At 45.8% G+C, this 24,561-nt stretch carries 22 protein-coding genes and 2 pseudogenes; 14 read left to right on the top strand and 10 right to left on the bottom strand.

Going from position 1 to position 24,561, the window contains the following annotated elements; genetic code table 11:
• Window positions 1-332: 332 nt before the first annotated feature.
• The 5 genes from blaOXA (at window position 333) to NT178_07370 (ending at window position 7,337) form a co-directional block, all read left to right on the top strand.
• A complete protein-coding gene (gene blaOXA, locus NT178_07390; GenBank protein MCX5812352.1) occupies window positions 333-1,127 on the top strand; it encodes a class D beta-lactamase in 795 nt (264 codons plus the stop codon).
• A 53-nt stretch (window positions 1,128-1,180) separates the two neighbouring features.
• Complete coding sequence (locus tag NT178_07385) at window positions 1,181-2,266, top strand: CoA transferase subunit A (protein MCX5812351.1); 1,086 nt, start codon at window positions 1,181-1,183, stop codon at window positions 2,264-2,266.
• Between the two features lie 55 nt (window positions 2,267-2,321).
• Window positions 2,322-3,119, top strand: coding sequence for a glutaconate CoA-transferase (locus NT178_07380; protein ID MCX5812350.1), 798 nt, complete (start codon window positions 2,322-2,324; stop codon window positions 3,117-3,119).
• 177 nt (window positions 3,120-3,296) lie between these two features.
• A complete protein-coding gene (locus tag NT178_07375) occupies window positions 3,297-4,346 on the top strand; it encodes a radical SAM protein (protein ID MCX5812349.1) in 1,050 nt (349 codons plus the stop codon).
• 306 nt (window positions 4,347-4,652) lie between these two features.
• On the top strand, window positions 4,653-7,337 hold the full coding sequence (locus NT178_07370; GenBank protein MCX5812348.1) for a carboxypeptidase-like regulatory domain-containing protein: 2,685 nt from the start codon (window positions 4,653-4,655) through the stop codon (window positions 7,335-7,337).
• Between the two features lie 134 nt (window positions 7,338-7,471).
• Here NT178_07370 and NT178_07365 read toward each other — a convergent pair whose 3' ends face one another.
• Entirely contained in the window at window positions 7,472-7,813 is a 342-nt protein-coding gene (locus tag NT178_07365) for a cupin domain-containing protein (GenBank protein MCX5812347.1), read from the bottom strand.
• Window positions 7,814-7,902: 89 nt separating this feature from the next.
• A complete protein-coding gene (gene glnA, locus NT178_07360) occupies window positions 7,903-9,228 on the bottom strand; it encodes a type I glutamate--ammonia ligase (protein MCX5812346.1) in 1,326 nt (441 codons plus the stop codon).
• Between the two features lie 156 nt (window positions 9,229-9,384).
• Between glnA and NT178_07355 the strand changes: the two genes are divergently transcribed.
• Window positions 9,385-10,008 (top strand): site-2 protease family protein, encoded by a 624-nt coding sequence (locus tag NT178_07355; protein ID MCX5812345.1) that lies wholly within the window; start codon window positions 9,385-9,387, stop codon window positions 10,006-10,008.
• A gap of 127 nt (window positions 10,009-10,135) precedes the next feature.
• Here the strand turns inward: NT178_07355 and NT178_07350 are convergent, their stop codons facing one another.
• A complete protein-coding gene (locus NT178_07350) occupies window positions 10,136-10,420 on the bottom strand; it encodes a c-type cytochrome (GenBank protein ID MCX5812344.1) in 285 nt (94 codons plus the stop codon).
• Between the two features lie 148 nt (window positions 10,421-10,568).
• On the opposite strand from NT178_07350, the gene NT178_07345 reads away from it, so the two are divergent.
• From NT178_07345 to NT178_07325, 5 genes are all read left to right on the top strand, one after another.
• Complete coding sequence (locus NT178_07345; protein ID MCX5812343.1) at window positions 10,569-12,926, top strand: GAF domain-containing protein; 2,358 nt, start codon at window positions 10,569-10,571, stop codon at window positions 12,924-12,926.
• Between the two features lie 99 nt (window positions 12,927-13,025).
• The gene (hrcA, locus tag NT178_07340; protein MCX5812342.1) at window positions 13,026-14,063 is read left to right on the top strand and encodes a heat-inducible transcriptional repressor HrcA; all 1,038 of its coding nucleotides are present in this window, start codon (window positions 13,026-13,028) and stop codon (window positions 14,061-14,063) included.
• 8 nt (window positions 14,064-14,071) lie between these two features.
• A complete protein-coding gene (grpE, locus tag NT178_07335; GenBank protein MCX5812341.1) occupies window positions 14,072-14,650 on the top strand; it encodes a nucleotide exchange factor GrpE in 579 nt (192 codons plus the stop codon).
• 12 nt (window positions 14,651-14,662) lie between these two features.
• Window positions 14,663-15,766, top strand: a complete 1,104-nt coding sequence (gene dnaJ, locus NT178_07330) for a molecular chaperone DnaJ (GenBank protein ID MCX5812340.1) — start codon at window positions 14,663-14,665, stop codon at window positions 15,764-15,766.
• The gene (locus NT178_07325; protein ID MCX5812339.1) at window positions 15,767-15,925 is read left to right on the top strand and encodes a hypothetical protein; all 159 of its coding nucleotides are present in this window, start codon (window positions 15,767-15,769) and stop codon (window positions 15,923-15,925) included.
• Window positions 15,926-15,938: 13 nt separating this feature from the next.
• Here the strand turns inward: NT178_07325 and NT178_07320 are convergent, their stop codons facing one another.
• The 6 genes from NT178_07320 to NT178_07295 form a co-directional block, all read right to left on the bottom strand.
• Window positions 15,939-16,757 carry an ABC transporter substrate-binding protein gene (locus tag NT178_07320; protein MCX5812338.1) on the bottom strand — a complete coding sequence of 273 codons (819 nt, stop codon included), beginning with the start codon at window positions 16,755-16,757 and terminating at the stop codon, window positions 15,939-15,941.
• A 106-nt stretch (window positions 16,758-16,863) separates the two neighbouring features.
• Window positions 16,864-17,553: an ABC transporter ATP-binding protein gene (locus NT178_07315; protein MCX5812337.1), complete on the bottom strand. Its 690-nt coding sequence runs from the start codon at window positions 17,551-17,553 to the stop codon at window positions 16,864-16,866.
• On the bottom strand, window positions 17,541-18,290 hold the full coding sequence (locus NT178_07310) for an ABC transporter ATP-binding protein (GenBank protein ID MCX5812336.1): 750 nt from the start codon (window positions 18,288-18,290) through the stop codon (window positions 17,541-17,543). Before NT178_07310 ends, NT178_07315 begins: the two co-directional genes overlap by 13 nt.
• A gap of 3 nt (window positions 18,291-18,293) precedes the next feature.
• Complete coding sequence (locus NT178_07305) at window positions 18,294-19,250, bottom strand: branched-chain amino acid ABC transporter permease (GenBank protein ID MCX5812335.1); 957 nt, start codon at window positions 19,248-19,250, stop codon at window positions 18,294-18,296.
• 13 nt (window positions 19,251-19,263) lie between these two features.
• Entirely contained in the window at window positions 19,264-20,163 is a 900-nt protein-coding gene (locus tag NT178_07300; GenBank protein MCX5812334.1) for a branched-chain amino acid ABC transporter permease, read from the bottom strand.
• Window positions 20,164-20,175: 12 nt separating this feature from the next.
• Window positions 20,176-21,393: an ABC transporter substrate-binding protein gene (locus tag NT178_07295; protein ID MCX5812333.1), complete on the bottom strand. Its 1,218-nt coding sequence runs from the start codon at window positions 21,391-21,393 to the stop codon at window positions 20,176-20,178.
• A 146-nt stretch (window positions 21,394-21,539) separates the two neighbouring features.
• On the opposite strand from NT178_07295, the pseudogene NT178_07290 reads away from it, so the two are divergent.
• The 3 genes and pseudogenes from NT178_07290 (at window position 21,540) to NT178_07280 (ending at window position 24,139) form a co-directional block, all read left to right on the top strand.
• A pseudogene (locus NT178_07290) lies at window positions 21,540-22,019 on the top strand (DUF4436 family protein).
• Between the two features lie 33 nt (window positions 22,020-22,052).
• Window positions 22,053-22,838, top strand: coding sequence for a BPL-N domain-containing protein (locus NT178_07285; protein ID MCX5812332.1), 786 nt, complete (start codon window positions 22,053-22,055; stop codon window positions 22,836-22,838).
• Between the two features lie 731 nt (window positions 22,839-23,569).
• Complete coding sequence (locus NT178_07280; protein ID MCX5812331.1) at window positions 23,570-24,139, top strand: DUF2034 domain-containing protein; 570 nt, start codon at window positions 23,570-23,572, stop codon at window positions 24,137-24,139.
• A 105-nt stretch (window positions 24,140-24,244) separates the two neighbouring features.
• On the opposite strand, the pseudogene NT178_07275 reads toward NT178_07280, so the two are convergent.
• A pseudogene (locus NT178_07275) lies at window positions 24,245-24,561 on the bottom strand (DDE-type integrase/transposase/recombinase).

Genomic DNA, 24,561 nt, shown 5'->3' with positions numbered 1-24,561 from the left:
GTGTTAACGCCAACTGTTGGCGTTAAACAGAATATCTCTGTAAAACCAATAGGGGCCGCGGTTTGGATAATTAAATATATTTTTCTTGCAACGTGCAAGAAAGCATGGAAACCTTTTTAAAAATGTCTTTTATAGAGTACAGGGAAGCAAAATAAAGAAGGTTCTTGAAACTGGTTAGCTTTCCTCTTATTGGAAGTTGAGAGAAGAATAAAGACAAAAAACGGAATAGAAGATATAATAAAACAAAAACATGGGGAAAATAATAGAGGCAAAAAAGTTCCAATGAATCGCTGGAGCCAATCGCGTAGCTGACCCGTGTGTAAGGAAAGAATATGAAGTATGCCCAAACAGTATTAAGCTTTGTTGCCGCACTGGCGGTAATTTTTCTTGTTGCCGGATATGTTCATGCTGACGATCCTGATCTTGCCAAGTTGTTTAAGGATCGTGGCGTAGAGGGAACCATTGTTATTTCTTCGCTTGACGGCACAACGAACTATGTCCACAACAGTCAATGTTCTGAAGCCAGATTTATACCAGCATCGACATTCAAGATCCCCAACACGCTCATTGCCCTTGAAGAAGGAGCTATCAAAAACGAAAAGGAAGTCATCAAGTGGGACGGAAAAGATAAGGGATTTGACGCATGGAACACAGATCAGACTCTTGAAACAGCCTTTTCAGTATCATGTGTGTGGTTTTATCAGGAACTTGCTCAGCGTATCGGTAACGAGAAGTACTTAACTCATCTTAGGAAGCTGGGGTATGGTAACGAGAAGACCGGCCCTGATGTGACTACTTTCTGGTTAGAAGGTGACCTGAAGATATCAGCCAGGGAGCAGATAAACTTCCTCAAGAAACTCTATAAGGAGTCACTCCCTTACAGCAAGGATAATATACAATTGCTGAAAAAGATTATGATCGTCGAGGAGAACCCGCGATTTACCATCAGGGCTAAAACAGGTTGGTCCATGAGGGGGAACCCCCAACAAGGATGGTATGTCGGATATGTAGAAACAAAGGGACAAGTATGGTTCTTTGCAACAAACCTTGAGATAAAGAAGAAAGGCGATGAAATGTTCCGCAAAGAGATAACAGTGGCCGCGCTAAAAACAAAAGGGATTTTATAATGCACAATAAGCGGTTGGTATAACCTGAAATCTGAATATGGAGGAGGAAGCAGATGTTAACAGGGATCAATTCCAAGATCACAGAGATAACCCAGGTTGACAAGGAGATTCTCGATAAGCAAAGGGCCAGAAAAGAGAACTTTGAGTATTGGGGGGCCACGCCCGACCAGGCCAGGGCGGCGGCGGTAGCAAAGGTAAAAGGCCTCGTTGACAAGAGAATGTCCCTCGAGGAGGCGGTCGGGAAATACGTGAAAGATGGCATGAACATCGGCATCGGCGGTTTCGTCAACACCCGCGTTCCAACGGCAATCATCTGGAATATTGTGAAGAAGGGGGCCAGAGACCTGACTCTCTCCTTTCAGTCGAATTCCATCTGTTGTGAGTGGCTGGCAGGTGCCATGATCGTGAACCCCGATCACCTGTCCGTCAGGAGGGCTGAACTTGCCTGGTGGGGATATGAAATCATCGGGATAGCGCCGCTTTTGAGGTATCTGGCAGGCAATGGCATGATTGAACTCGATGATTATACCAACTACGGCATGTCAGCGAGGTTCAGGGCCGGCGCAATGGGCGTACCGTTCCTGCCGGTGCGGGATCATGGCGGTTCCGATATGGAACTGGTAAACCGCGGCGTTATGATCAAGTGCCCCTTCACTGGAGATAATACATATCTTGTCCCTGCCTGTCACCCGGATGTCGGCATTGTCCACGTGAGCGCAGCCGACATGTACGGCAATTCCCGCATATTCGGGGCGTTGTGCACGTGCCCGGAAATCGCCATGGCCTCTGTCCATACAATCCTGAGTACCGAGGTTATCATCGACAACATGACTATTCGCAAATATCCCAACCTGACCGAGATCCCCTATCCGGTGGTGGATGCCGTGTGTGATCAACCCTTCGGCGCCTATCCGGGCGCGGTCTACGGCTCATACTGGTTCGACATGGAACATTTTCACATGTTCCGGAACATTTGTGATGATTTCCGCAAGACGGGCAACAGGGACGGGCTCAAGAAATACTACGACGATTACTTCTTCAACTGCGATACATGGGATGATTTCATCGCAAAGGTCGTTCCTCATAAGAAACTTATCCAGTTGATGAAGATGGACGGCGGTCAGCCGATAGTCCTTTAATGATGAATCCGGCGCTCTTGCGCCCATAACTCGGACAGATAAGGAGGCCAAGAATATGGCAACAACAGATGATATCAATCCCTATGAGATGATTGCTTATACGGGATCAAGGGTGCTTGAAGACCAGACAATTGTATTTGTCGGCACGGGCCTGCCCATTATTGCCTCAATGCACGCACAGATGACGCATGCTCCCAATATAAATCTAATCTTCGAGGCCGGGTCCCTGGCTTCTATTCTTGATCAGGGTATGCCTATGTCCGTCGGTGACACGAGGGCTTTTCGCAATGCCGTGTATGCAAAAGGATTATGCGCCGTCTTCGATCTGACCCAGAGGGGCTATGCGGACTATGCATTCATCGGCGGGGCGCAGATTGATATGTATGGCAATCTGTGTTCCACCTACGAAGGAGGCACCTATGCCAGGCCCAGGGTCCGGTTTCCCGGGAGCGGCGGAGCGGGCGCCATGGCGGCCAACTGTGAGAAGACCATCGCTATTATGGTCCTCGAGAAAAGAAGGTTCGTAAAGAAGGTGGATTTCATCACCAGCATCGGGTTCGGCGACGGGTCGCCGGATTACCGAAAGAAGGCAGGCGTCATGGGATCAGGGCCTTATCGGGTAATCACGAACCAGGCCCTGTTCGGCTATGATCGCGACAGCAGGAGGATGATGCTGCTTGAATACCTGCCCGGTAAAAGCCCCGAGGCTATTCAGGATCTGGTGGGTTTTGAGCTGATGATCTCCCCGGATGTAAAGGAAATGGCACTTCCCGACGACCACGATCTCATGCTCTTAAGAACTAAATGCGACCCTGATGGTTTTTTCCTGAAGAGAAAGATTGTCGATGAATAGTTTTGAAGAGTAGCTGATCCATAACCGGCTAAGGCCGGCAACTTCACAAGGTGTTGTTTTCAGGAACATATACGATTGATACTGGTGGAATGGACCGACTCCTTTACTTCTTTCCCTTGAATTTCCTTAAAAAAGATATATATTTTGCAATGCACAAAAACTCAAGGAGATTACATCATGTATGAACAGGGTGTCATAAGACCACCGAGCGAGGCATCAAGCCTGCTTTTAAGAGTAACAAGAAATTGTCCGTGGAATCAGTGTGTTTTTTGTCCGGCCTATAAAGGGGTAAAGTTTTCCAGAAGAACTGTTGATGAGGTAAAAGGTGATATCGACAGCATGGTCAGGGAATTTGCAGGCTATCCCGTCCGGACTGCATTCCTCCAGGATGCGGACAGTCTTTTGATGAAAACGGAATCGCTGCTGGAAATTGTCCAGTATCTCAGGGAGAAATTCCCTTCTATCGAAAGGATCACGTCCTACGCGCGTGCGCCGACCTTAAGGAGAAAGAGCGTGGAGGATTTAAAAAGGCTCAGGGACGGAGGCATAACAAGAATCCATGTGGGAATGGAAAGCGGCTCTCTTAAGGTGCTGAAAATGATCAAGAAGGGCATTACGCCGGAGGACATCGTTGAAGGCGGCAGGCACGTAAAAGAAGCAGGCATAGAATTATCCGAATATATTATGCCCGGCATAGCGGGACGCACATTAAGCGAAGATCATGCCCTGGAAACAGCCAGATTACTCAACCTCGTCGAACCGGATTTCATAAGGGTTCGCACCTTTGCCATGCACCCTCAGTCACCAATGCGAAAAATGGTTAAAGAGGGCATATTCGTGCCCATGACAGAAGAAGAGATTGTGGCGGAGATACGCCTCCTTGTGGCAACGCTTCGGGAAATGCACAGCTACTTTTCCTGTGGCGATTTCGGGCTGAACCTCCTCATGCAGGTAGATGGGTATCTTGACGAAAAGAAGGGATACATGCTCAAGGAACTTGATGCATACCTTGCGCTCACAAAGGAACAGAAGCAGGCATACTCACTGTTGCGGCGCGGGTCATTCGGGCATTACCCTCTCAGCGCCGTACAGAATGAGGACGTTATGAAAAAGATCCTGCCTGAGATAGAGAAGCTGGAAAGGGGCGAAGAGGACGGTTTCAACAAATATATTGAAACGCTCATGTCCTATCAACTCCCTCAGCCACAGACAGACGACTGGAGCTAAACTTCTGCCGCTTTATCGAACCATATCCCTATAAGTTCCGAAGCCGAAGGCGAGCATAAACCAGCCCAAACCGTGGGCGAGAGGGGGTCGCCCCCTTACGGGGACAGGCGCAAGCCCCCGTAAATTAAGCCGCTGGAGCATAATGAGCGTGTTTGTCGTGGACATTCCAACACCGTTGCTTATCCTAATGGAAAATTCGGGATTAATTGTTGCTTATGCGCACCCTCCCTTTTAATAATTTTGATGATGTTGTGATACGGCAATAACGTGCTATAATAATAGAAGTTCATAAAAAGGAGACTATCCATGTATCGTTATCTGCCCTGGAAAAACAATTTAATGAATGGAAAATGTTGCTTATTGATAATGTTGTTTTTAGTGCTGATTGCGTTGATAAACCCGGTTGTTCCATCTCATGCTGACAGGCCCCTGCCGTCCGATATACGGAAAGATCACGGCTACCCAGTTCCCGATACCCAGAGCAATAAGGTCCAGGCGCCGTCAGCCGATTACTGGAAAAAACTGGGCGAGCAGTTGAAATCCAATGCCCCTTCCGATGAGCTTGCAAAGGCAAAGTACATTGCTTCTGAGGTAGCTAAAGAGCTTGATAAAAAAGGTATTACCCCAAATACTTCCATTTTTGGCCGAATGGATGCAGCAGTCAAATACGACAAGATCGGAACAGGAACATGCGTATATTTGAATGATGCCCTCACGGAAACCCTGAAGGGAGCAGGTTTTGATAACGGCCAGATACACTCTGTCGTGGGCTATAAGGAAGGCTGGCGATCATACATGGGTCTGGTTGATGTAAATGTCAACCATGTTGCCCCCGTTGTCGTTATAGACGGAGTCCCCTATTCTTTTGATCTATGGACGCACGGCGGATCAACTCAGGGATGGGTTTCAAGCGGCAGTTTTAAGGATTTTGAAAACAGCGCCTGGAACGGTATAAAAACTGAAAGCTGGGGCACTCTAATGCGTCAATATCAGGGATATACCACCTTTTCAACGGATGAAGGGCTGACGACAAAAGGCCTTGATGATGCGCATAAAGACCTCATTGACAAGACAAAGGCAAACCTGAAGGCAATAAAAATTGAAGTAAAAGACAGTTCCGGAAAACCGGTAAGCGGTGCGCATGTAACATTGACGGCAGAGACAAGATACAGCGGCACTACCGATACGGATGGCATCGCTTCAATAAAAGGCATCAAACCGGCAAAATATTCCATACACGTTGCAGCAGAGGGTTTCCGGAAATTTACTGAAGATACGGAACTCAAGCCTATGCGGGAAGATACGCATACAGTAACCCTTGATCCCATACAAAGCATTGTCCTGGCACGGGTAAAATCAGGTTCCATACCCGTTGCCGATGTAAAAGTCCGCATGTCCTCAAGATCACCCGAGAATACTGACGAATCAGGAGAAGCTCGGTTTAACGAAGTCCTTCCGGGATCGTACACCCTTACTGCCGAGGCATCGGGGTTTGCTGAGGAGTCTAAAAAGATAACCGTAAAACCAAAGGACGAGGAAAGCGCAAAAGCCCCTGTTGCCGTTGATTTCAATCTTAAGCCCCGCGTATCCGTCAAGATCGCCGGGACAGCGCAGGCGTTTGTCGGCGACACAGTAGAGCTTGAGGCCGAGGTAGATGTTGTAGATTCTATAAGGCCTGCGCTCAAGTATGCATGGCGTTTAGCAGGAGACGAACAGGTGCTTGGTGCAGCGACAAGCTTTAAGAAAGCTGTTGCCCATGCTGGTACATATATTGTAAGCCTTGTTGTTTATGTGGAACGACGTGATACAAAAAGCACAGTAAGGCTTGGCGAAGCAACACACAAAATGGTTGTTGAGGATCGTAAGATTACTGTATCGCTGAGCGGGCCTGATGAGGCAAAGGTGGGGCAGGAAGCAACCTTCAGGGCAAAAGTAAAATCGCTCAGCAAAAGCGATAAAGAGCCTGAATACGGTTTTGTATGGTCGGTAAATGATAATAAATTTGGAGGCAACAGCGAGACACAGTCGATGAAGGCAACCAATCAGGGCAGGCATGTTATACGTGTTGTGGTCTGGCAGGCAATTAGCGGTAAATGGCAGAGGGCAGGCGATGCGACACACGTTCTGACTGTAGCGGGGCCGGAGCCTGCGAGAGGATCCATATCGGTAAGCGGGGTACATTCAATAGAGGTTGGAGAGAAAGCAGATCTTGCAGTAAGTGTCAGCGACACCAATGTACCTTCTTCAGCCCTTTTTTATAGCTGGATAGTAAACGGTAAAAGATTCAACTATGTAAACTCCATAACATTACCCGGAACCTCGCCGGGCACGTACCATGTAGTAGCAGAATTATGGATGAAATATCAGCCAAATTCGGTAAGGCTGGCGCAGACCTCCCACAACGTAACGGTGGTCAAAAAAGGAGAGGGGTCTGATGGTGTCGGCAACGTTATTTCATCCATCTTCGGCAATGAAAAACCCGGCGCTACGGGTCCGTTAACAATACCGCCGCAACAAAAACCGGACGTTAAGCCGCCTGTAGGAAGATCCTATACATCACAGCAACTTCCGGCAGATAAATTCACCCTGAGTGGCACATGGAATGCTACCGACATCAAGGGCAGGTTTAACGGCAAAATTAATTTGAGCCAGTCCGGTTCCAGCGTGAGCGGTTCCTTTCAAACACCTGCCGGCAGTATCCCCGTTTCAGGATCAATATCGGGCGATACCGTTTCCGTCATATTGACTTTCGGCAATCCCACGATCATAAACCAATACATGCAGGATATGAGGGTATCGCAGGCCATAGGGTCAATTACAGCTAAAGCCACATTCAGGATAGGATCAAGCCCTAACGAACTCCAGGGGACCCTCTACCCCTGGCATGTACAATGGAACGATGATGGAAAAACAATCACCATAAAACAAAAGTGGCAGGGAGGTAGTACATTTTCGGGGAACCCGCCACGCTCATTTACCCTGAGGAGATAGGCCGCAGGCGTGAGCGACCCCTTCACGGGGACAGGCGTGAGCCCCGGGAATAGCGGAGTGCGAGGAGGGGGCAACAAAGCCGCCTGTCCGCTGGAACCACGAGACAGGCGGGAATAATTGAAGGCGAATTGGTATTACCGCGGGTATGCGGCATTCACGATTATAAGCATCTCCTCGTCGCCAGTATTTTTAAGACCATGCGGCTCACCCGCGGGCAGCCAGATGGCATCCCACTCTTTAACCTCCCTCTCTTCATCTCCTACCTTCATGAGCCCCCTGCCCTTCACAACAAGATATATTTCCTCAACCTCGTCTATGTGTTCCTCAATAGCGTTACCGGGGGGAAGCATTGCGTAGGCAAGAAATTCCATGCTCTGGAGAAAATGGCTTGTCATGACCATTCTCGCCTTAGCACCTCTGTGGGCAACATAAGTGGTTGCCAGTACTTCGGGGTCATTAAAATTACGAACTATCATATGCCCATCCTTATTTTTAAATTAAAGGTTTTATGCCTTTTGCCTCGTGCTTCTTGATTTTATCCTTTCACTTTTCATATTTCACTCTTTTAGAGTATCGGCAGGTAGGTATCCACTTCATACTTTGAAACATGCGTTCTGAACCTGTCCCATTCAATCTTCTTGTTTTCTATCAGCTTTTCAAATACATGGTCGCCGAGGGTATCTTTTATAAGCCGGCTTTTTTCAGCCTCTTCAATCGCTTCATATAGACTTCCCGGCAGGGCATCTATGCCCAGTTTCTTCCTTCTCTCACTGGTCATCTCATATACATCCTCTTCAATCGGATCGGGCAACGGGTACTTGTTTTTGATCCCCTCAAGACCGGCCCTTAACATACATGCAAAGGCAAGGTAGGGGTTGCAGGCCGGGTCAGGGCTTCTATATTCCATCCTCGTTGCATTTTCTTTGCCTGGCTTATAAAGGGGAACACGGACAAGCGTTGACCTGTTTCTCCTTGCCCAGGCGATATATACAGGTGCTTCGTATCCGGGAACAAGCCTTTTATACGAATTTACCCACTGGCTTGTTACAAGGGTAAGCTCTCTCGCATGCCGCAACATCCCTGCAATATAATGTTTTGCAATATTCGAGAGGAAATACTTATCTTTAGCATCATAAAAGGCATTTCTCTTACCTTTGAAAAGGGACTGATGTACATGCATGCCGCTTCCGTTTACTCCAAATATCGGCTTTGGCATAAAGGTTGCGTATACCCCGTTTTCCCTTGCCACTTCTTTTACAACGATTCTGTATGTGATGGTGCTGTCCGCCATTTTCAGGGCATCGTTATACTTCAAATCAATCTCATGCTGGGAAGGGGCTACTTCGTGGTGACTGTACTCAACCTTTATGCCCATCTCTTCAAGCGTAAGGATCGTATCCCTCCTCAGGTCTGTCGCCTCATCAAGGGTTGTCAGATCGAAATATCCGCCCTTGTCGAGAGTCTCCGTATCCTGATCTGATTTAAAATAAAAATATTCAAGTTCAGGGCCCACATTGAAAGCGGTAAAACCCATATCTTCGGCAATCTTCAGATTTCTCTTCAACACATACCTCGGGTCGCCTTTGTAGTGTGTTCCATCTGGCTCATAGATATCGCAGAACATCTTTGCCACAACTGCGCTGTCCTTCGGTCTCCAAGGCAATATCGTGAAAGTTGAAGGATCGGGTTTGGCAATCATATCGCTCTCATCTATACGGGCAAACCCCTGGATTGATGAGCCGTCAAACCCCATACCCTCCGAAAGGGCGCCTTCAAGCTCGGCTTCAGTGATACTGAAGCTCTTAGCAAATCCAAGTATGTCTGTAAACCAAAGCTTTATGAATCTTACATTTTTATCTTTGGCGATTTTTATAACATCGTTTGCCGTCATTATTGCTCTCCTTTTTGTCTTTACTTTCTATCTCAATTATGTGCCATCACCTCATAAAAATCAATGCTTTTATACTTTTATAAGCCGGCAAACATGCCGGGGAAAGTTTGCATTGAATTTAGGCTAAGCCTGTGTGATACTTATGAACAATTACCTATGGGACTGATTAATCTCCTTTTTAAAGACCCTTTTACCTTTATACTTATAGCCATACCCCTGCTGTACTCAATTATCTTTCATGAGCTTGCACACGGCTGGGTTGCATATAAAATGGGCGATCCGACCGCAAAATGGCTCGGGAGATTAAGCCTGAACCCGATAAAACATATAGATCCCATCGGCACGATCATGCTTTTTGTATTCGGTTTCGGGTGGGCAAAGCCGGTGCCGGTAAATTTCGACAACCTGCGTGACGCCCGCAAAGGGCTCATATTCGTTTCTGCCGCAGGCATTGTGGCAAACATCATTCTTGCCTTTATTTCTCTTCTCCTTCTGCGTCTTTTTGCACCTTCCCCCTTCGGGATTGCCTCAACCGTGCTCTACTATTTTGCTCAGATCAATATCATGCTTGCATCCTTCAACCTGATCCCCGTTCCTCCCCTTGACGGTTCTAAAATCCTGATGGGTTTTGTCTCAAGGAGATTTCAATACACACTGGCAAGCATAGAGCCTTACGGTATGTTCATCATTATCGGACTGCTCTGGCTCCATATCTTAGACCCTCTGATTGCTTTTTTCAGGTGGGCGATATTGGGGTTTATAGGTCTATTGATACCATAGTATTTGTTTGCAGTTCACAGCAATACAATTCGGAAAGAAAGCTGCCGAACCTTATGCTGGAGGCCTTTTTAAAAGCTTTGCGCTGTTGTTTTTATCCTGATAATCTGTGATCCATAAACTAAACCATCTATTTGCCGTAATTTTTTGCGAGATAGTCTACGATCACCTTTGCCTCTTCGTCGTTAATTTTAGCACCTCGTGATTCTATCATGCGTTTAACCGTTTTTTCCCATTCCGCAGGAGTTTTCTTTTTTGATGTCGATTTTTCAAGGTTGTGACAAACACTGCACTTCTTTTCAAAAAGCACCCTTCCATCGTTTGCATCTGTCTTTGTCTCAACAGCACCGGATAGCTGTACGCCGGACATTGCCAAAAACATAATTCCTGAAATACATGTTGCAATCTTTTTCATGCCTTGTACCTCCTTTGTTATATAACACGGGCTTATTCGTATGAATTATCTTAATTGATAGACACGCTATTTTCAATAGGATATAATATTAAGTTGTTTTAGGTTACAAGAATTTAGCAACTTCAAATTCAATTTTACAGGCTTATTCATGGAAAAAGACCTTGATATAGTAAATAAGTTTTTAGAGCGCAGGCTCCAGCAAACAGACATACAAAACATACTGAGCACACTCGACACTACAAGCCGTGAGGGATTTCTTTCTAAAATTACCGATGTGCTTGTAAAGCTTACAGCGCTTCTTGAAGTATCGAAAAAAGTTTCGGATACCCTGGAGCTTGACATCCTTCTTGACCGGATGATAGCGATTACCACCGAGGCAATAAATACAGACCGCGGCACACTTTTTCTGAATGATAAGAACACGGAAGAGCTTTTTTCAAGGATTGCCCAGGGAAATTTGAAAAACGAGATCAGATTTCCCAATCATATGGGTATTGCAGGGGCTGTTTTTAAGAGCGGCGAAGCCATCATCATCAACGATGCCTACGCAGACCCGAGGTTCAATCAAGAGATAGACAAAAAAACCGGTTACAGGACAAGAAATATCCTTTGTGCCCCCATCAAGACCAAGCATAATGAGATCATAGGCGTCATCCAGCTTCTCAACAAGCACGACGGGGATTTTTGGGAAGATGATCTGGCGCTTTTAGAGGCCATTACATCCCAGGCATCTGCTGCCCTCCAGAATGCGCAGCTTTTCGAGGAGGTACAAAAAGCAAAGGCAGAAGAAAAGCAGTTGCTGGAGATTACATCGGCAATCTCGTCAGAGCTCAAGTTGCAGCCCTTACTTGTTAAGATAATGGAGACAACAACAGACATTCTTAACGCCGACCGTAGCACACTTTTTTTACATGACGGGAAGACAAATGAATTATGGTCGCAAGTTGCACAGGGTCTTGAAATAAGGGAAATCCGTTTCCCGAGCCATCTCGGCATCGCGGGGTCGGTATTCACAAAAGGCGAAACGGTGAACATACCTGATGCATATAAAGACCCGCGGTTCAATCAGGAAGTAGATAAAAAGACAGGATACACAACCAGATCGATCCTCTGTATGCCTGTTAAGAACAAGGAAGGGAAAACCCTCGGCGTTGTGCAGGTTTTGAACAAAAAGGACGGGCCTTTTACAAAAAAAGATGAAAACCGTCTCAGGGCTTTTTCTGCACAGGCCTCTATATCAATAGAAAATGCAAAGCTTTTCGATGATGTTCTGAACATGAAAAATTATAACGAGAGTATGCTTGAAAGTTTAAGCAACGGGGTAATTACGCTCGATGAGGAAAAATGTATCGTTAAGTGCAATTCGGCTGCTTTAAAAATATTAAACATAGAGGCCTCGTATATTATAGATAAACCCGCTGAGGAATATTTCTCCGACAACAATAAGTGGATCATAGAACATATTGACAATCTCGTAAAAACCGGAAAACCCTATCTTGCCATGGACGCAGAACTGTTTCTTCCCGACGGGAGCCGGGCATCAATAAACCTGATGATTGTCCCCCTTGTCAATATCAAACAGGTGCACATAGGATCAATGCTTATACTGGAAGACATTACGAAAGAGAAGCGCATAAAGAGCACCATGGCGCGCTATATGACCAAAGAGGTGGCAGAAAAACTTCTTGAGACAGGCGACTCCATTCTGGGAGGGCAGGCTCAGGTTGCAACAATCCTGTTTTCCGATATAAGAAGTTTCACAACAATCTCTGAAAAACTCGGCGCCAATGAAACTGTAGGTATGCTTAACGAATACTTCACGAGGATGGTCGATAGTATCTTCAATTATGGCGGTATCCTGGACAAATATATCGGCGATGCCATCATGGCTGTTTTCGGGACCCCCTTCACAACCCCGGATGATGCAGACCACGCAGTTAAGGCGGCAATCGATATGTTAAGGGCTCTGAGGAAGTTCAATCTCGAAAGGGCGGCAGCAGGCAAGATAAATATTGACATAGGGATCGGCGTTAATACCGATGAAGTTGTGGCAGGCAATATCGGCAGCCTGAGAAGGATGGATTATACCGTCATAGGAGACGGGGTCAATCTTGCCTCACGACTTGAGGGGGCTACCAAATATTATGGAACAAGGATTCTTATCAGTGAATTTACCTTTAGACAACTAAAAGACAGTTACACTTATAGGGAAGTTGACAGAATACAGGTCAAGGGCAAGCTGAAGCCCGTTGCCGTATACGGCATACTGGATTATCATGATGATGAATCTTTTCAAAATATGGGCGAGGTTGTCAAAATATATAATGAGGGCATTGCCTGCTACCGCGAATACAAATGGGAAGACAGCATCGACAGGTTCCGGAAGGCCCTTTCGTTAAATGAAGGCGATACACTGTCCAGATTTTATCTTGAGCGCTGTCAGTATTTTGTCAAGCACCCGCCCGACAAAGAATGGGACGGCGTCTGGGTGATGAAGGAAAAATAAAATGGGATGTCGTTGGCAGTTGTCTTTGTCGATAAGATTTCATTGCTTGACAAAGGTGGTATATATAATTAATTTATTCTATACTACAAGAAGGTTATCATGGAAGTCCTGACCGAAAGAGAAAGAACGGTGCTTGTTTTAATAATTGAGAGCTATATTAACACTGCAGAACCCATAGGCTCCAAAACAATATCAAAGGCAAAGTCAATCATGGGCAGATGGGGCTCTGCTACGGTCAGGAATACCATGGCAGACCTTGAGAAAATGGGGCTTTTATATAAACCCCATGCTGTCGCCGGCAGGATTCCTACACATAAGGCTTTCCGGTATTATCTGGATAGCCTGAATATTCCGGTCTATCCCGGCAAAAAGGCTTTGTATACCATTGACGCAATGCTCAGGTCCCGGTATCCATATGTGGAAGGGATAATGGGAGACGCCTCCAAGGCGCTCGCTGCATTATCGAAACATACCGGTATTGTGGTTGAACCGAGCGTAAACATGATGCTTTTTAAAGAAATAGAGTTTGTAAAACTGACAAACAACACCGTTTTAACGGTCTTTGTCACCTCGTCAGGTATGGTTCACACAAGGCTCGTGGAAACGGACGAAATGCTTGATGCCGATACCCTTAACAATATGAAGAAGTATATGAACGGAAAATTTAGCGGCATACCGTTCTATGCCCTGAAAGACGGAATACTTGAGGATATGGAAAAGGATAAGACAATATTCTGCCAGCTCCTCCAAAAGGTAAACGATACCCTCGAAACCATTGTTGATTGCGAAGATAAGAGGGAAGTCTATCTTGAAGGTGTGTCAAAGATTATAGGTGTTCCGGAATTTCTGGATATGGATAAACTCAAAGAATTGTTTCGGGCACTTGAGAGAAAGGAAAAGCTGTTGCATCTTCTCGACAAATGTATGAAAGAGGAAGGCATCCATGTCATCATGGGGGGCGAGAGCGATATTAAAGAAATGAGGGATATGAGCATTATAACATCAACATACAAGATCGGGGAGAAAAGCTACGGCATCCTCGGGGTAATAGGCCCTGTCAGGATGAACTATTCAAAGATTATCCCCATCGTTGATTATACGGCAAAAACAGTTACAAATATTTTAAAAATCATGTGAGGAACAAGATGGATCGCAAGGACGAAAAAGATATAAACCATAATCATAAGGCCGGGGAAGACAAGGTGGTTCACGAAGAGCATAAAAAAAAGAAAAAAAAGGATGAAATCGTTGAGGAACTCAATAACGCTCTCGAAGAGAAAGAAGAGATGGTTAAGGCACTCCAGGAAAAGCTGCTCTATCTTCAGGCAGATTTTGATAATTTCAAAAAGCTGAAAATAAAAGAAAAACAGGACACTTTAAAATTCGGCAACGAAGTCCTCCTAAAAGAATTGCTCCCTGTTCTGGACAACCTGGACCGGGCTCTTGATCATGCATCCAAAACCGAGGATTTTAAAGGTATTCATGCAGGGGTAAAGATTGTTTTTAATGAGTTTCTTAAAGTCCTTGAAAGGGCTGGTGTTGAAAGGGTTGATGCCATTGGTAAAAAATTCGACCCCAACTTTCACGAGGCATTCATGCAGGAAGAAAAGGACAACGTCGAGCCCGACACCGTTGTATCTGAACTGCAAAAGGGTTATATACTTAACGGGAGGCTGATAAGGCCTTCCATGGTTACCATTTCAAAAAAATCGGAAATACAATAATAAAGGGAATACATGAAAAAAGATTATTACGATATGCTCGGCGTTTCGAGAGACGTCACAGATGAAGAGCTTAAAAAAGCATACAGAAAACTCGCCTTAAAATACCATCCTGACAGGAATCCCGGCGACAAAGAGGCTGAGGACATGTTTAAAGAGATCAGTCAGGCATACGAGGTACTCAGTGATCCCCAAAAGAAATTGAGGTACGAAAGGTTCGGCTCGGCAGATGATGCGGGCACTGTCTTTGATTTTGGATTTGGAGGAAATTTCGACAATGTTTTCAACGACCTTTTCAGCGATTTCTTCGGCGGAACAAGACAGCGGCAACGGACACAAAAAGGTGATGACCTTAGGTACAACCTTGAAATCGAATTTGAAGAAGCCGTCTTCGGGGTTGAGAAGGAACTGGAGATCCCCAAAAATGAACGCTGTCCTTCGTGTAATGGTTCGAGGATAGAACCCGGGCATCAGCCGGTTGGTTGCAAGTATTGCGGGGGAAGGGGGCAGGTGAGGCAGAGTCATGGTTTTTTTACAATCAACCGGACATGCGAGTATTGCAACGGCGAGGGCTATATCATCAAAGACCCCTGCAGGACATGCCGGGGCAAGGGACAGCTTAAAACAAAAAAGAAGTTGAAGGTGAAAATACCGGCCGGCGTTGATACGGGTACACGCTTAAAGGTCAGGGGCGAAGGCATGCAGGGTTATGCTGATACGCACCCCGGTGACCTGTATGTGGTTTTAAATGTCAAAGAACATCATACCTTCGAGAGAGAAGGCGATGATATTGTTGTTCATATTGATGTAAGCTTCCCGCTTCTATGTCTTGGCGGCGAAATGTTTGTCCCCACGCTCGAAGGGGATATAAAGATTACCATCCCTCCTGGAACCCAGCCGGAAAAAACATTCAGGATGAAAGGGCTCGGCATAACAAAATCCAATGGGTATGGAAAAGGCGATGAACTCATTTTCCTGAAGATGGTAGTACCCACAACGCTTACGGAAAGACAGAAATCTTTGATAGAAGGGCTTGCACAGGAATTTGACCAGGACGCCGGACTTTCAGACAGAGGTTTTAAGGACAGGTTCAAACAATTTTTTGATAGAAAAGAATAGATGCCTCTCGCTTACGTTTGCGGTACTGCAAGACCGTTATTGAGCTTATTCCAATTCAAAATCAAAGATGAAATCAAGGCGGCAAGGAAGAGGCGACACAGGCGTACTACAAGTACGTCGAGGAAACTGATGACGAAGCCCACGAAGATAGCGCTTTGATTTAGAGTTGGAATCACTTTTCTGCAGTAATCCTGAAGCTCCCTCTCTTCAGGGGTGTTTTGGAATTCGGCCCGAACCATTTATTGAAAATTTTCTTTGCCTCGCCGCTTTTTTCCATATCAAGGAGAGTCTTATTTACAAAATCAAGGAATCTCTTGTCGCCTTTTCTGATGCCAAGCCCGTACAGTTCATTGGCAATCCTGATATCAGGGATTTCAAACCGTTCCTTATCCGGCATTTCATTGAGTAAATTCGACAGAATTGTCTCATCCGTCGTTATGGCAAAGACATTATCCTGCCGGAGCGCAAGGAGCGCCTGCGGGTAATCATCAAAATTAAGGACCTTTGCCCCGGGAAGGGTTTTGTTGACATTCTGCCCCGAGGTAGAACCCTTTGCCGTTCCAATTTTCTTGTTGGCAAGGTCGGCAAGATCTTTCACTGTTCCTTTTTTTACAATAAATTTTTGACAGGTAAGAAAATATGTATAACTGAAATCAATCTGTCCGGCCCGCTCTGCAGTCTTTGACATTGTTGCAGCAATAATATCAATATCGCCTCTATTAAGATACGGTATACGGCCTGCCGACGTAACAGGCTGAAGATGCAGCTTCACGCCAAGCTTATTAGCTATTGCCCTGACAAAATCAACATCGTAGCCTACAATCTCACCTGTACCTTCATCAACGGAACCGAGCCCCGGCGTAAATTCCCTGACGCCTGCCATAAGCACGCCTTTTTTCTTAACCTCTTCCAGCGTATCGGCTGCAAGCAGCGTCGCACATAAACCCAAAACAAACATTAATACTAAAACAAACATTTTAATTGTTTTCATAAGCATTCATCCTTTACGCGGTTAAATCCGCGCCTGAATAAACTCAGGCTGCACATGTCGCGCCGCCCTTAAAAATAAGGGGATATTCATTGGCTGTTACCTGTTATTACACCATCAGATACTTCTTTTTTACCTCTTCGTTCGCCTCAAGCTCATCAACGGTGCCCGCAAAACGGATCCTCCCGTTGTCTATTACATAAACCCTTGAGATCATCTTAAGGGCCGATTTGATGTTCTGCTCGGAGAGCAAAATGCTGATGCCTGCATCCTTGAGCTTTAATATCTGCTCTTCAAGGTCGCGCACAATCAGGGGGGCCAGGCCTTCGGTGGGTTCATCAAGAAGGAGGAGATCCGGAGCACCCATAAGGGCTCTTGCGATGGTCAGCATCTGTTGTTCCCCTCCGCTTAAGTTCCCTGCCCTGCGCGACCGTATTTCGCCAAGCGCGGGAAACAGATCATATATCCTCTTTTTATTCCACTCTTCTGTGCGTCGATGAACAATTTCGAGGTTGTCGTCTACTGTAAGGTCTGCGAAGACCCGCCTGTCATCGGGCACATACCCGATTCCCTTTCTGAACAAAAGGTATGGCTTCTCTCCGGTAATATCCTCATTATTGAAATGAATTTTGCCTTCTTTGGGCGGCGTCAGCCCCATGATACTCCTCATGGTTGTGCTCTTCCCTGCACCGTTTCTCCCGAGAAGGCCTACCACTTCGCCCTTTGAAACGGTGAGGCTGACATCGAACAATATATGGCTTAAACCGTAATATGTATGGATTTTATTTACATTGAGCATATATCGCTCCTGCCAAGGTAGGCATCCTGAACCGCCTGGTTGCACCTTACGTCTTCGCAGTATCCCTGTATAACGGTTGCGCCCCGCACCATCACCATGATCCGGTTGGCAATAGCAAATACAAGCTCCATGTCATGTTCACAGAAAAGGATTGTCAGACCCAGTTTTTCCGATAGATGTTTTACCAGGTCTATGCAACGGGCTGTCTCCTCGGGCGACATACCCGCGGTAGGTTCGTCAAGAATCAGAAACTCCGGGTCTCCGCCAAGGGCAATGGCAATCTCAAGAACCTTCCGATCGCCGTGAGAAAGCAGCGCACTTGTATGGTGCTTCTTTTTGACAAGCCCCACGTTCTCCAGTATCTCCTTCGTTTCGTTTATAAACAGTTTTTTAGAGGGAGTAAAAAGGTTTCGGGTCTTCCTCATCCTCGCTAATACTGCAACCTGGACATTTTCAAAGACATTTAGTCTCTGGAATACATTTACTACCTGAAACGAACGCGCTATGCGCTTTCTGCAGATTTCATAAGGAGGAAGCCCTGTAATGTCCTCGCCTTTAAAAATAACCTGTCCGCTGTCAGGTTTCAGGATTCCGGTAATAAGGTTAAAAAGGGTCGTCTTGCCTGCACCGTTTGGACCGATCACTGCGACAATCTCGCCCTTTTTTACGTGAAGGTTTGCCGCGCTCACTGCCTTAAATCCATCAAATGTCTTCGCTAATGCCTTTACTTCTAACACCGGCTATTCCTTTATCACAGGTTCTATCATTTTTTTATTCAGCTTCTCCTCAATATATCCAAGAACCCCTGTGGGGAGAAAGAATATCACAAACACCATAATAATGCCGAGCACAAGGGCCCAGTATACGGTGTATGTACTCACAAACGTTCTCAGGGCAATGATGATGGCAGCGCCGAGCATGGGGCCCAGGAAGGTAAACCAGCCGCCGACCAGACACATGATAACTGTTTCAAGGGACAGAGTCCAGAAGAGCATGTCAGGGAATACCGTATTGTCTACAACAACAAAGAGCGCGCCTGCTACCCCGGCAAAAAAGCCGGCTATGGTCAATGCTATAACCTGGTGGTGCCTTACATTAATTCCGATCATCTCGCTTCTGATCGGGTTATCCCTGATGCCCTGGAGAGCGCTGCCAAAGGGTGATTTTATCATTTTGTACATAACAAAAAGACACATTAAACTGATAATAAGAGTAAAGTAATATGCGTTATTATACGACGAAACGATGTCCGGCATGGTAATCCCGTGTATCCCGTCATCGCCTCCGGTGAAAGAATACCACCGGTAAATTATAACCCATACGAGAGACCCGAGAGATATCTGGAGCATCCCGAAATAGAGCTTTGAGAGCCTTACGCAGATAATACCCAAGATCAGACCTAATAACGCTGAGACAATGGGTCCGACAAAGAAGCTGATCCAGAGAGGAAATCCTCCTTTCGTCAGCATGAGGGCTGTACCGTAAGCGCCGGCCCCGTAAAAGACACAATGGTGAAATTGGAATACCCCTCCGTAACCGAGAACGAAATTAAGGCTTGTTGCAAGCAATCCCGTAAGAAGGATTATGGATGTCATGTAAACATAGAACCGGGGGGCGATTAAGGGGAGGGAAAAAAGAAAAACAAGGAGCACAATGCCGGTAATGCGTCCCTTTCCTCCCAACATGTCCTTGATCATAATCGGCTCCTTGTCACCATGTTGATTTGAGAAGTCCTGTGGGTCTGAACAGTAATACAATAATTACGGCAAGATATGGGAATATTATGCCGAATTGTGACCAGACAAGGATACCGAGGGACTGGGACAGACCAAAAATAAGCGCGCCGAGGAGCGCGCCCCAGATATTGCCCAGTCCGCCAATAATAACTATGAGGAATGCCTCCATGATGAGCGTATGATCCATACCCAATGTTACACTCACTGTCGGCGCAACAAGGGCTCCGCCCAAGCCTGCCAAAAGACAGCCGATCATGAACACAACAGCAAAAACCCAACTGACATTAATACCCACTGCCCCGACCATTTCCCTGTCTACTGCGGCTGCGCGGGCAATCTTGCCTATCTTCGTCTTATTCACAATCAGCCAGAGGGCAACCGCAACGACAGGACCGACAATCAACAGGAACATATTGTAAAGCGGAAAGGGTATGCCCCCGAAGAGCGGCACAAACCCCTGAAACATATGGGGCACCGGTACAGATTTATACTCAGCGCCCCATACGAGTTTAACAAGATCGCCGAAGACAAGGGAACACGCGAAGGTGAGCAAAAGGAGCATCAGGTGCTCCCGCTCGTAGAGAAACTGGAAAAGACCCCTTTCTACGATAAGGCTCAATATTGCAACCGCCACGGGGACTAAAACGAGAGCCATCCAGAACCCTGTGGTCCCCCCACCAAAGGCCTTTGAGATCGTAAAAGACATAAAGGCACCAATCATATAAAGGGATCCGTGGGCAACATTGGGTATCCTGAGCACGCCGAGGATAAGGCTCATACCGGAGGAAACGATGAAAAGGATCGTCGTCCTGCTTAAACCGACAAATATCTGATTCAAAACCTGTGGCGGTATTACGGCATATATAAAATCCAATCACTACCCCCGCTATTTCTTGCGAAGCTTCAAAACCTCCTCACATGTAGGCATATAATCATTTGGAGATACTACCTGATTATTCCCGGATACAAGAAAATCATATTTCGGGTCCTTTTTTGTAACGCCAAAATATGTAGGGAGCTCAAGCTGGTGATCACATGCCCTTATTGATAAGGGCCCGATTGGGCTGTCAAGCTTTAAACCTTCAAGGGCCTTTATCAAAGCCTCGTTGTCTAACTTTCCTGCCTTTTTAAAACCCTCGGCTATAAACTGGGCAGTCATATATCCCACAAGGGCACTTGCTTTCGGGTATCTTTTGTAAGCCTTCATAAATTCTTCAGCAAAAGTCTTGTTTGCAGGTGAATCAGGAAAGTAGAAAAGATAATTGGAGGTTCCATAAACGCCCTCGGGCGCATCCTTGCCCTGGGATAGAAGCGTTCCAAGTTCTGTGGCCGTATGTTGATAGAAGGGTATCTTCTGGCTTAACCCGGTTGCCTTTGCCGCCTTCTGGAAATTGACCATGCTGGAGCCCCCGGTTGCAACGATGATAAAGTCAGGTTTGGCCCCCATAATCTGTGTAATGTAAGGAGTAAAATCGGCCTCTCCTAATTTCCACCATGATTCGCCGATCTTTTGAACCCTTGGGTTCATTTTCTGGAGGTTTTTCCATACAGCGTCTGCAATAGCATGCCCGTATTCATAATCATCACCGCAAATCCAGTATTTTACAAAGGGTTTTTTGGCAAGGGCAACTGCTGCTGCACGCCCGGCCATCTCGGTGTTTTCATTCATGTTGAATACATAGCGATGTCCTTCTTCGCCGATTATCTTTTCGCTTTTTGCATAGGTCACAAAGAAGGGTATCTTTTCTTTTTTTGCAAAGCTTGATACGTTAAGGGCGGTGCCGCTATTTATTGTACCCATGAGAATATCCACTTTTTCCTTCATAACAAGCTCTTTCGCCATTGCCAACCCGATGTCCGGTTTGAACTTCTCATCGCGTGTGGCATATTCGATCTTCTTCCCGAGCACGCCGCCTTTGGCGTTGATCTTATCAACGGCAAGCCTGAAACCGTCAAGTACATCCATTGTATATGCCGTCGGTGGCCCGGTATAGGAATCAACAATGCCTACTTTTATGGTATCAGCAGAAAATGCCGGTGAAAATATCGCGAGAAAGCCACAAACGAACATAAAACAAATGGAAACATGGAAAGCTTTTCTCATTTCATACCCCCTTAATTTATTTAATGTTTTGTTATAGAAAAGTTATAAAACAAAGTGCTTTGGTAATCAACAAAAACTTGTATACATGTTATTGTTTTTCTCAAAATAGATGGTGTTAAGGCGGCTTTTTTGCCTGGGATCGTTATACGGGATTGCTTTGGGTCTGTATCGCTTCCCAGAAGGAAAGCAAAAGCAAATCTCTTTCCTGGAATGCCGTACCATTCTCGCTGGACCTGAGACAGGATGTTACAGGGTTTAAAATTGAAACAAAGGAGCTTAAGCAGAAAGATCGGGGTTTCTCTATAGCTGAAATCACCTTTAACGTGGAACGATCACAATCTTCCCTCGGATTTGCCGTTTTCATCATGGTCCTGATCGGCCTCTTGACTCTTGTGGCTTTCCTGGCCGGATTTGCCGTGGTCGTGTTGGGCAGGAGGATTGAGATGAGCATGTTAGGTTGGCTGGGAGGAATGCTCTTTGCCCTGGTGCCGCTCAGAAACGCTATGCCGGGCGCCCCGCCCATCGGATGTCTTGCCGATTATATGTCTTTTTTCTGGGCCGAAGCAATTACCGCGGCAACTCTCATAGCAGTCGTGCTCACATGGTTCGTGCGCAAACATTCATGAGGGGATATTAGAAAAACGTACGGAGGAACAAATATGTTCAGAAGAATTCGGATATTTTCCCTTGTTTTCAGTGCCATTTTATTCAATATGTCTTCAATATCATCTGCTGACACTGTAGGTTTGCCAGGTCAGAACAATGGCGGTTCTGACAAATATGCGTTGGTTTATAATGGTCCGGTCTCAGCCGAGGATTGCCCCGAAGCCGTAGCGGCAATTGCAAAGAACGCCGGTTTAAAAGTCAGGTTTGTCTCAATTCCGGGGGATATTCCGCGCCTCCTTGATAATGCGGCTGTTTTTATAATCGGGGGCACAGAGGACGACATGGGCCCCATGGTAAAAGCATTCACGCCGAAAGTCGTTACCTCAATAAAAGAATATTTGCGCAAAGGGGGCCGTTACCTTGGGATCTGCGGGGGAGGCTTCATGGCTTCCACCGGATGGAAAGAAGGCTCGGAATATATGAAGGGTTTCGGCATAATTCCCGCAGAAGCGAAGGTTTTTCAGGACAGCTTTGAAGCAAAAATCCTGCCTGTCAAATGGCTGGGGAAGATGCGTCCCATGTTCTTCAAGGCTGGTCCGGATTTCCGTCTCACAAAGACACAGGAGACTGTGCATGTAGTTGCAACCTATGGTGACGGCAGCGTTGCGGCGCTGATGTCCACCTATGGAAAGGGCAGAGTCGCTGTCTGCGGCCCCCATCCCGAAGCCCGCGAATCATGGAAAGATGATGCCGGCAATAGCGATAGATGGGTCTCATCCACCGACCTTGCAGTGCAGTTTCTGAAATATCTGCTCTCGGACCGTCCTCTCGGAAAATAGCGCAGGACAGCGGACAGCACAGGCAAGGCAGCAGCAGAAGCGGCAGCAAATCCTGAAGCAGGCTCATTACATGTTAAAACCACCGCTATACATTCTTCGGAGACAGCAAGAACAGGCGAATGAGCATTCATGCAAACAAGTCCTTGGTCAGGTGAAAAATATCAGGGTTAAGGTTGCGATGATTTTTCCATAATGCATACTGCGTGGTTTCTGCCTGAAGCACAAAATTCTTCCTGAAACAAACACAAACAGTCTTTTTAGTATCGTAGCAGCTTTCATGAGGTAATCCTTGCCTTTGGAAACAGCGAAGCTCACGCTTTGTATTATGCCATATTATATGTCGTATTCTTTCATATAATATACAGATCATCACAACCGCCAGTTAAAAAGAATTAAACTGATCCTCCACTACAATTTGCCGCTTAATTGACAATCAATTCTCAAACGGATATATTTATTTTTAAATCCAGAAAATATAGTGGGGTAAATGATAAAATGCCAAGGAAAAATAAAAGTTTACCTGAAATGCTTATAGAGTCACCATGGTGGGTAAGTGTTATTGTGGCCTTTGTCGTGTTCATCGGCATGAAATTCATTGTGCCCGCAATGTTGAGAGGTAGCCTTTTTTTACAGGCATTGCGACAGGCCTTTCATCATTTGCAATATGGGTTGCCATTTTCTTTCTTGTTCTTGGAGCTATATCTGCATTACAGGCTTGGAGAAGAGGGGAGTTGTTAAAAGGACAGACAGACATTAACAGCATTCGCAATTTGTCATGGCGCAGCTTTGAAGATCTGATTGGCGAAGTATACAGACGTGACGGTTATTCTATTGAAGGAAACACAAATCTGGGAGCTGATGGAGGTATAGACATCATTGCAAAAAAAGATGGAGAAACAATATTGGTTCAGTGTAAACACTGGAAAGCTTATAAGATCGGTGTAAAAACAGTTCGAGAGATGTTTGGATTACTTAATGCCGAGAAGGCAAATGAGGTTCATATAATGTCAAGTGGATATTTTACAAATGAAGCTAACGATTTTGCCCGGGGGAAGCCTATACAAATGATTGATGGTAAAATGCTGGTTCAGCTTATAAACAAAGCTCAAGAAGTTAAATCAAAAGGATCGCCAGCTAAGGACTCTACCAGCAAATCACAGAAAAGAATAATGTGTCCGAAATGCGGATCAGATATGGTCTTGAAAAAGACATCAAAAGGAGTTAATGATGTAAAAGAACTCTGGGCGTGTACAAAGTTCCTATCCTGCAATGGTACCCGGGAAATAATACAAAGAAAATAAACAACGGTTATTTCCCACAATTTTACGGTTGTAATCTAGCCCGATTTGAAGGAGAATGATTTAATGTGTGAAGGACTAAACGCGCCGGGCATACTGACCCCTGATTGCCTGTTTCCTTGTGGTATAATGACGATGATAGACAAGTTCGTTCTTCAATGTTCCCCAGAAGCTCTCCATGGGGGCATTATCATAGCAGTTGCCTTTTCTGCTCATTGATACTTTCATATTTAACCGGCCAAGGAGTTTTATGTAGTTATATGAACAGTACTGGCTTCCCCTGTCGGAATGATGGATAAGACCTCTCTGAGGTTTCTTTATTGCCACTGCCCTCAGGAGAGACCTTGTCACGAGGTCTCTGGTAATTCTCGATCCCGGGGAATATCCGACGATTTCTCCGTTAAAGAGGTCTTTATGGGCAGTGC

The sequence above is a fragment of the Pseudomonadota bacterium genome (assembly GCA_026388255.1).
Lineage (GTDB): Bacteria > Desulfobacterota > Syntrophorhabdia > Syntrophorhabdales > Syntrophorhabdaceae > JAPLKB01.
This window is presented reverse-complemented; position numbering and strand designations above follow the sequence as displayed.

Bases quoted from the DNA above. Each gene is read 5' to 3' on its own strand.
- NT178_07380 (MCX5812350.1), top strand. From the start codon at position 2,322: ATGGCAACAACAGATGATATCAATCCCTATGAGATGATTGCTTATACG.
- NT178_07345 (MCX5812343.1), top strand. From the start codon at position 10,569: ATGGAAAAAGACCTTGATATAGTAAATAAGTTTTTAGAGCGCAGGCTC.
- hrcA (MCX5812342.1), top strand. From the start codon at position 13,026: ATGGAAGTCCTGACCGAAAGAGAAAGAACGGTGCTTGTTTTAATAATT.
- NT178_07385 (MCX5812351.1), top strand. From the start codon at position 1,181: ATGTTAACAGGGATCAATTCCAAGATCACAGAGATAACCCAGGTTGAC.
- grpE (MCX5812341.1), top strand. From the start codon at position 14,072: ATGGATCGCAAGGACGAAAAAGATATAAACCATAATCATAAGGCCGGG.
- NT178_07365 (MCX5812347.1), bottom strand. From the start codon at position 7,813: ATGATAGTTCGTAATTTTAATGACCCCGAAGTACTGGCAACCACTTAT.
- NT178_07350 (MCX5812344.1), bottom strand. From the start codon at position 10,420: ATGAAAAAGATTGCAACATGTATTTCAGGAATTATGTTTTTGGCAATG.
- NT178_07295 (MCX5812333.1), bottom strand. From the start codon at position 21,393: ATGAGAAAAGCTTTCCATGTTTCCATTTGTTTTATGTTCGTTTGTGGC.
- blaOXA (MCX5812352.1), top strand. From the start codon at position 333: ATGAAGTATGCCCAAACAGTATTAAGCTTTGTTGCCGCACTGGCGGTA.
- NT178_07370 (MCX5812348.1), top strand. From the start codon at position 4,653: ATGTATCGTTATCTGCCCTGGAAAAACAATTTAATGAATGGAAAATGT.
- NT178_07305 (MCX5812335.1), bottom strand. From the start codon at position 19,250: ATGATCAAGGACATGTTGGGAGGAAAGGGACGCATTACCGGCATTGTG.
- NT178_07375 (MCX5812349.1), top strand. From the start codon at position 3,297: ATGTATGAACAGGGTGTCATAAGACCACCGAGCGAGGCATCAAGCCTG.
- NT178_07285 (MCX5812332.1), top strand. From the start codon at position 22,053: ATGTTCAGAAGAATTCGGATATTTTCCCTTGTTTTCAGTGCCATTTTA.
- NT178_07355 (MCX5812345.1), top strand. From the start codon at position 9,385: ATGGGACTGATTAATCTCCTTTTTAAAGACCCTTTTACCTTTATACTT.
- NT178_07320 (MCX5812338.1), bottom strand. From the start codon at position 16,757: ATGAAAACAATTAAAATGTTTGTTTTAGTATTAATGTTTGTTTTGGGT.
- glnA (MCX5812346.1), bottom strand. From the start codon at position 9,228: ATGACGGCAAACGATGTTATAAAAATCGCCAAAGATAAAAATGTAAGA.
- dnaJ (MCX5812340.1), top strand. From the start codon at position 14,663: ATGAAAAAAGATTATTACGATATGCTCGGCGTTTCGAGAGACGTCACA.
- NT178_07325 (MCX5812339.1), top strand. From the start codon at position 15,767: ATGCCTCTCGCTTACGTTTGCGGTACTGCAAGACCGTTATTGAGCTTA.
- NT178_07315 (MCX5812337.1), bottom strand. From the start codon at position 17,553: ATGCTCAATGTAAATAAAATCCATACATATTACGGTTTAAGCCATATA.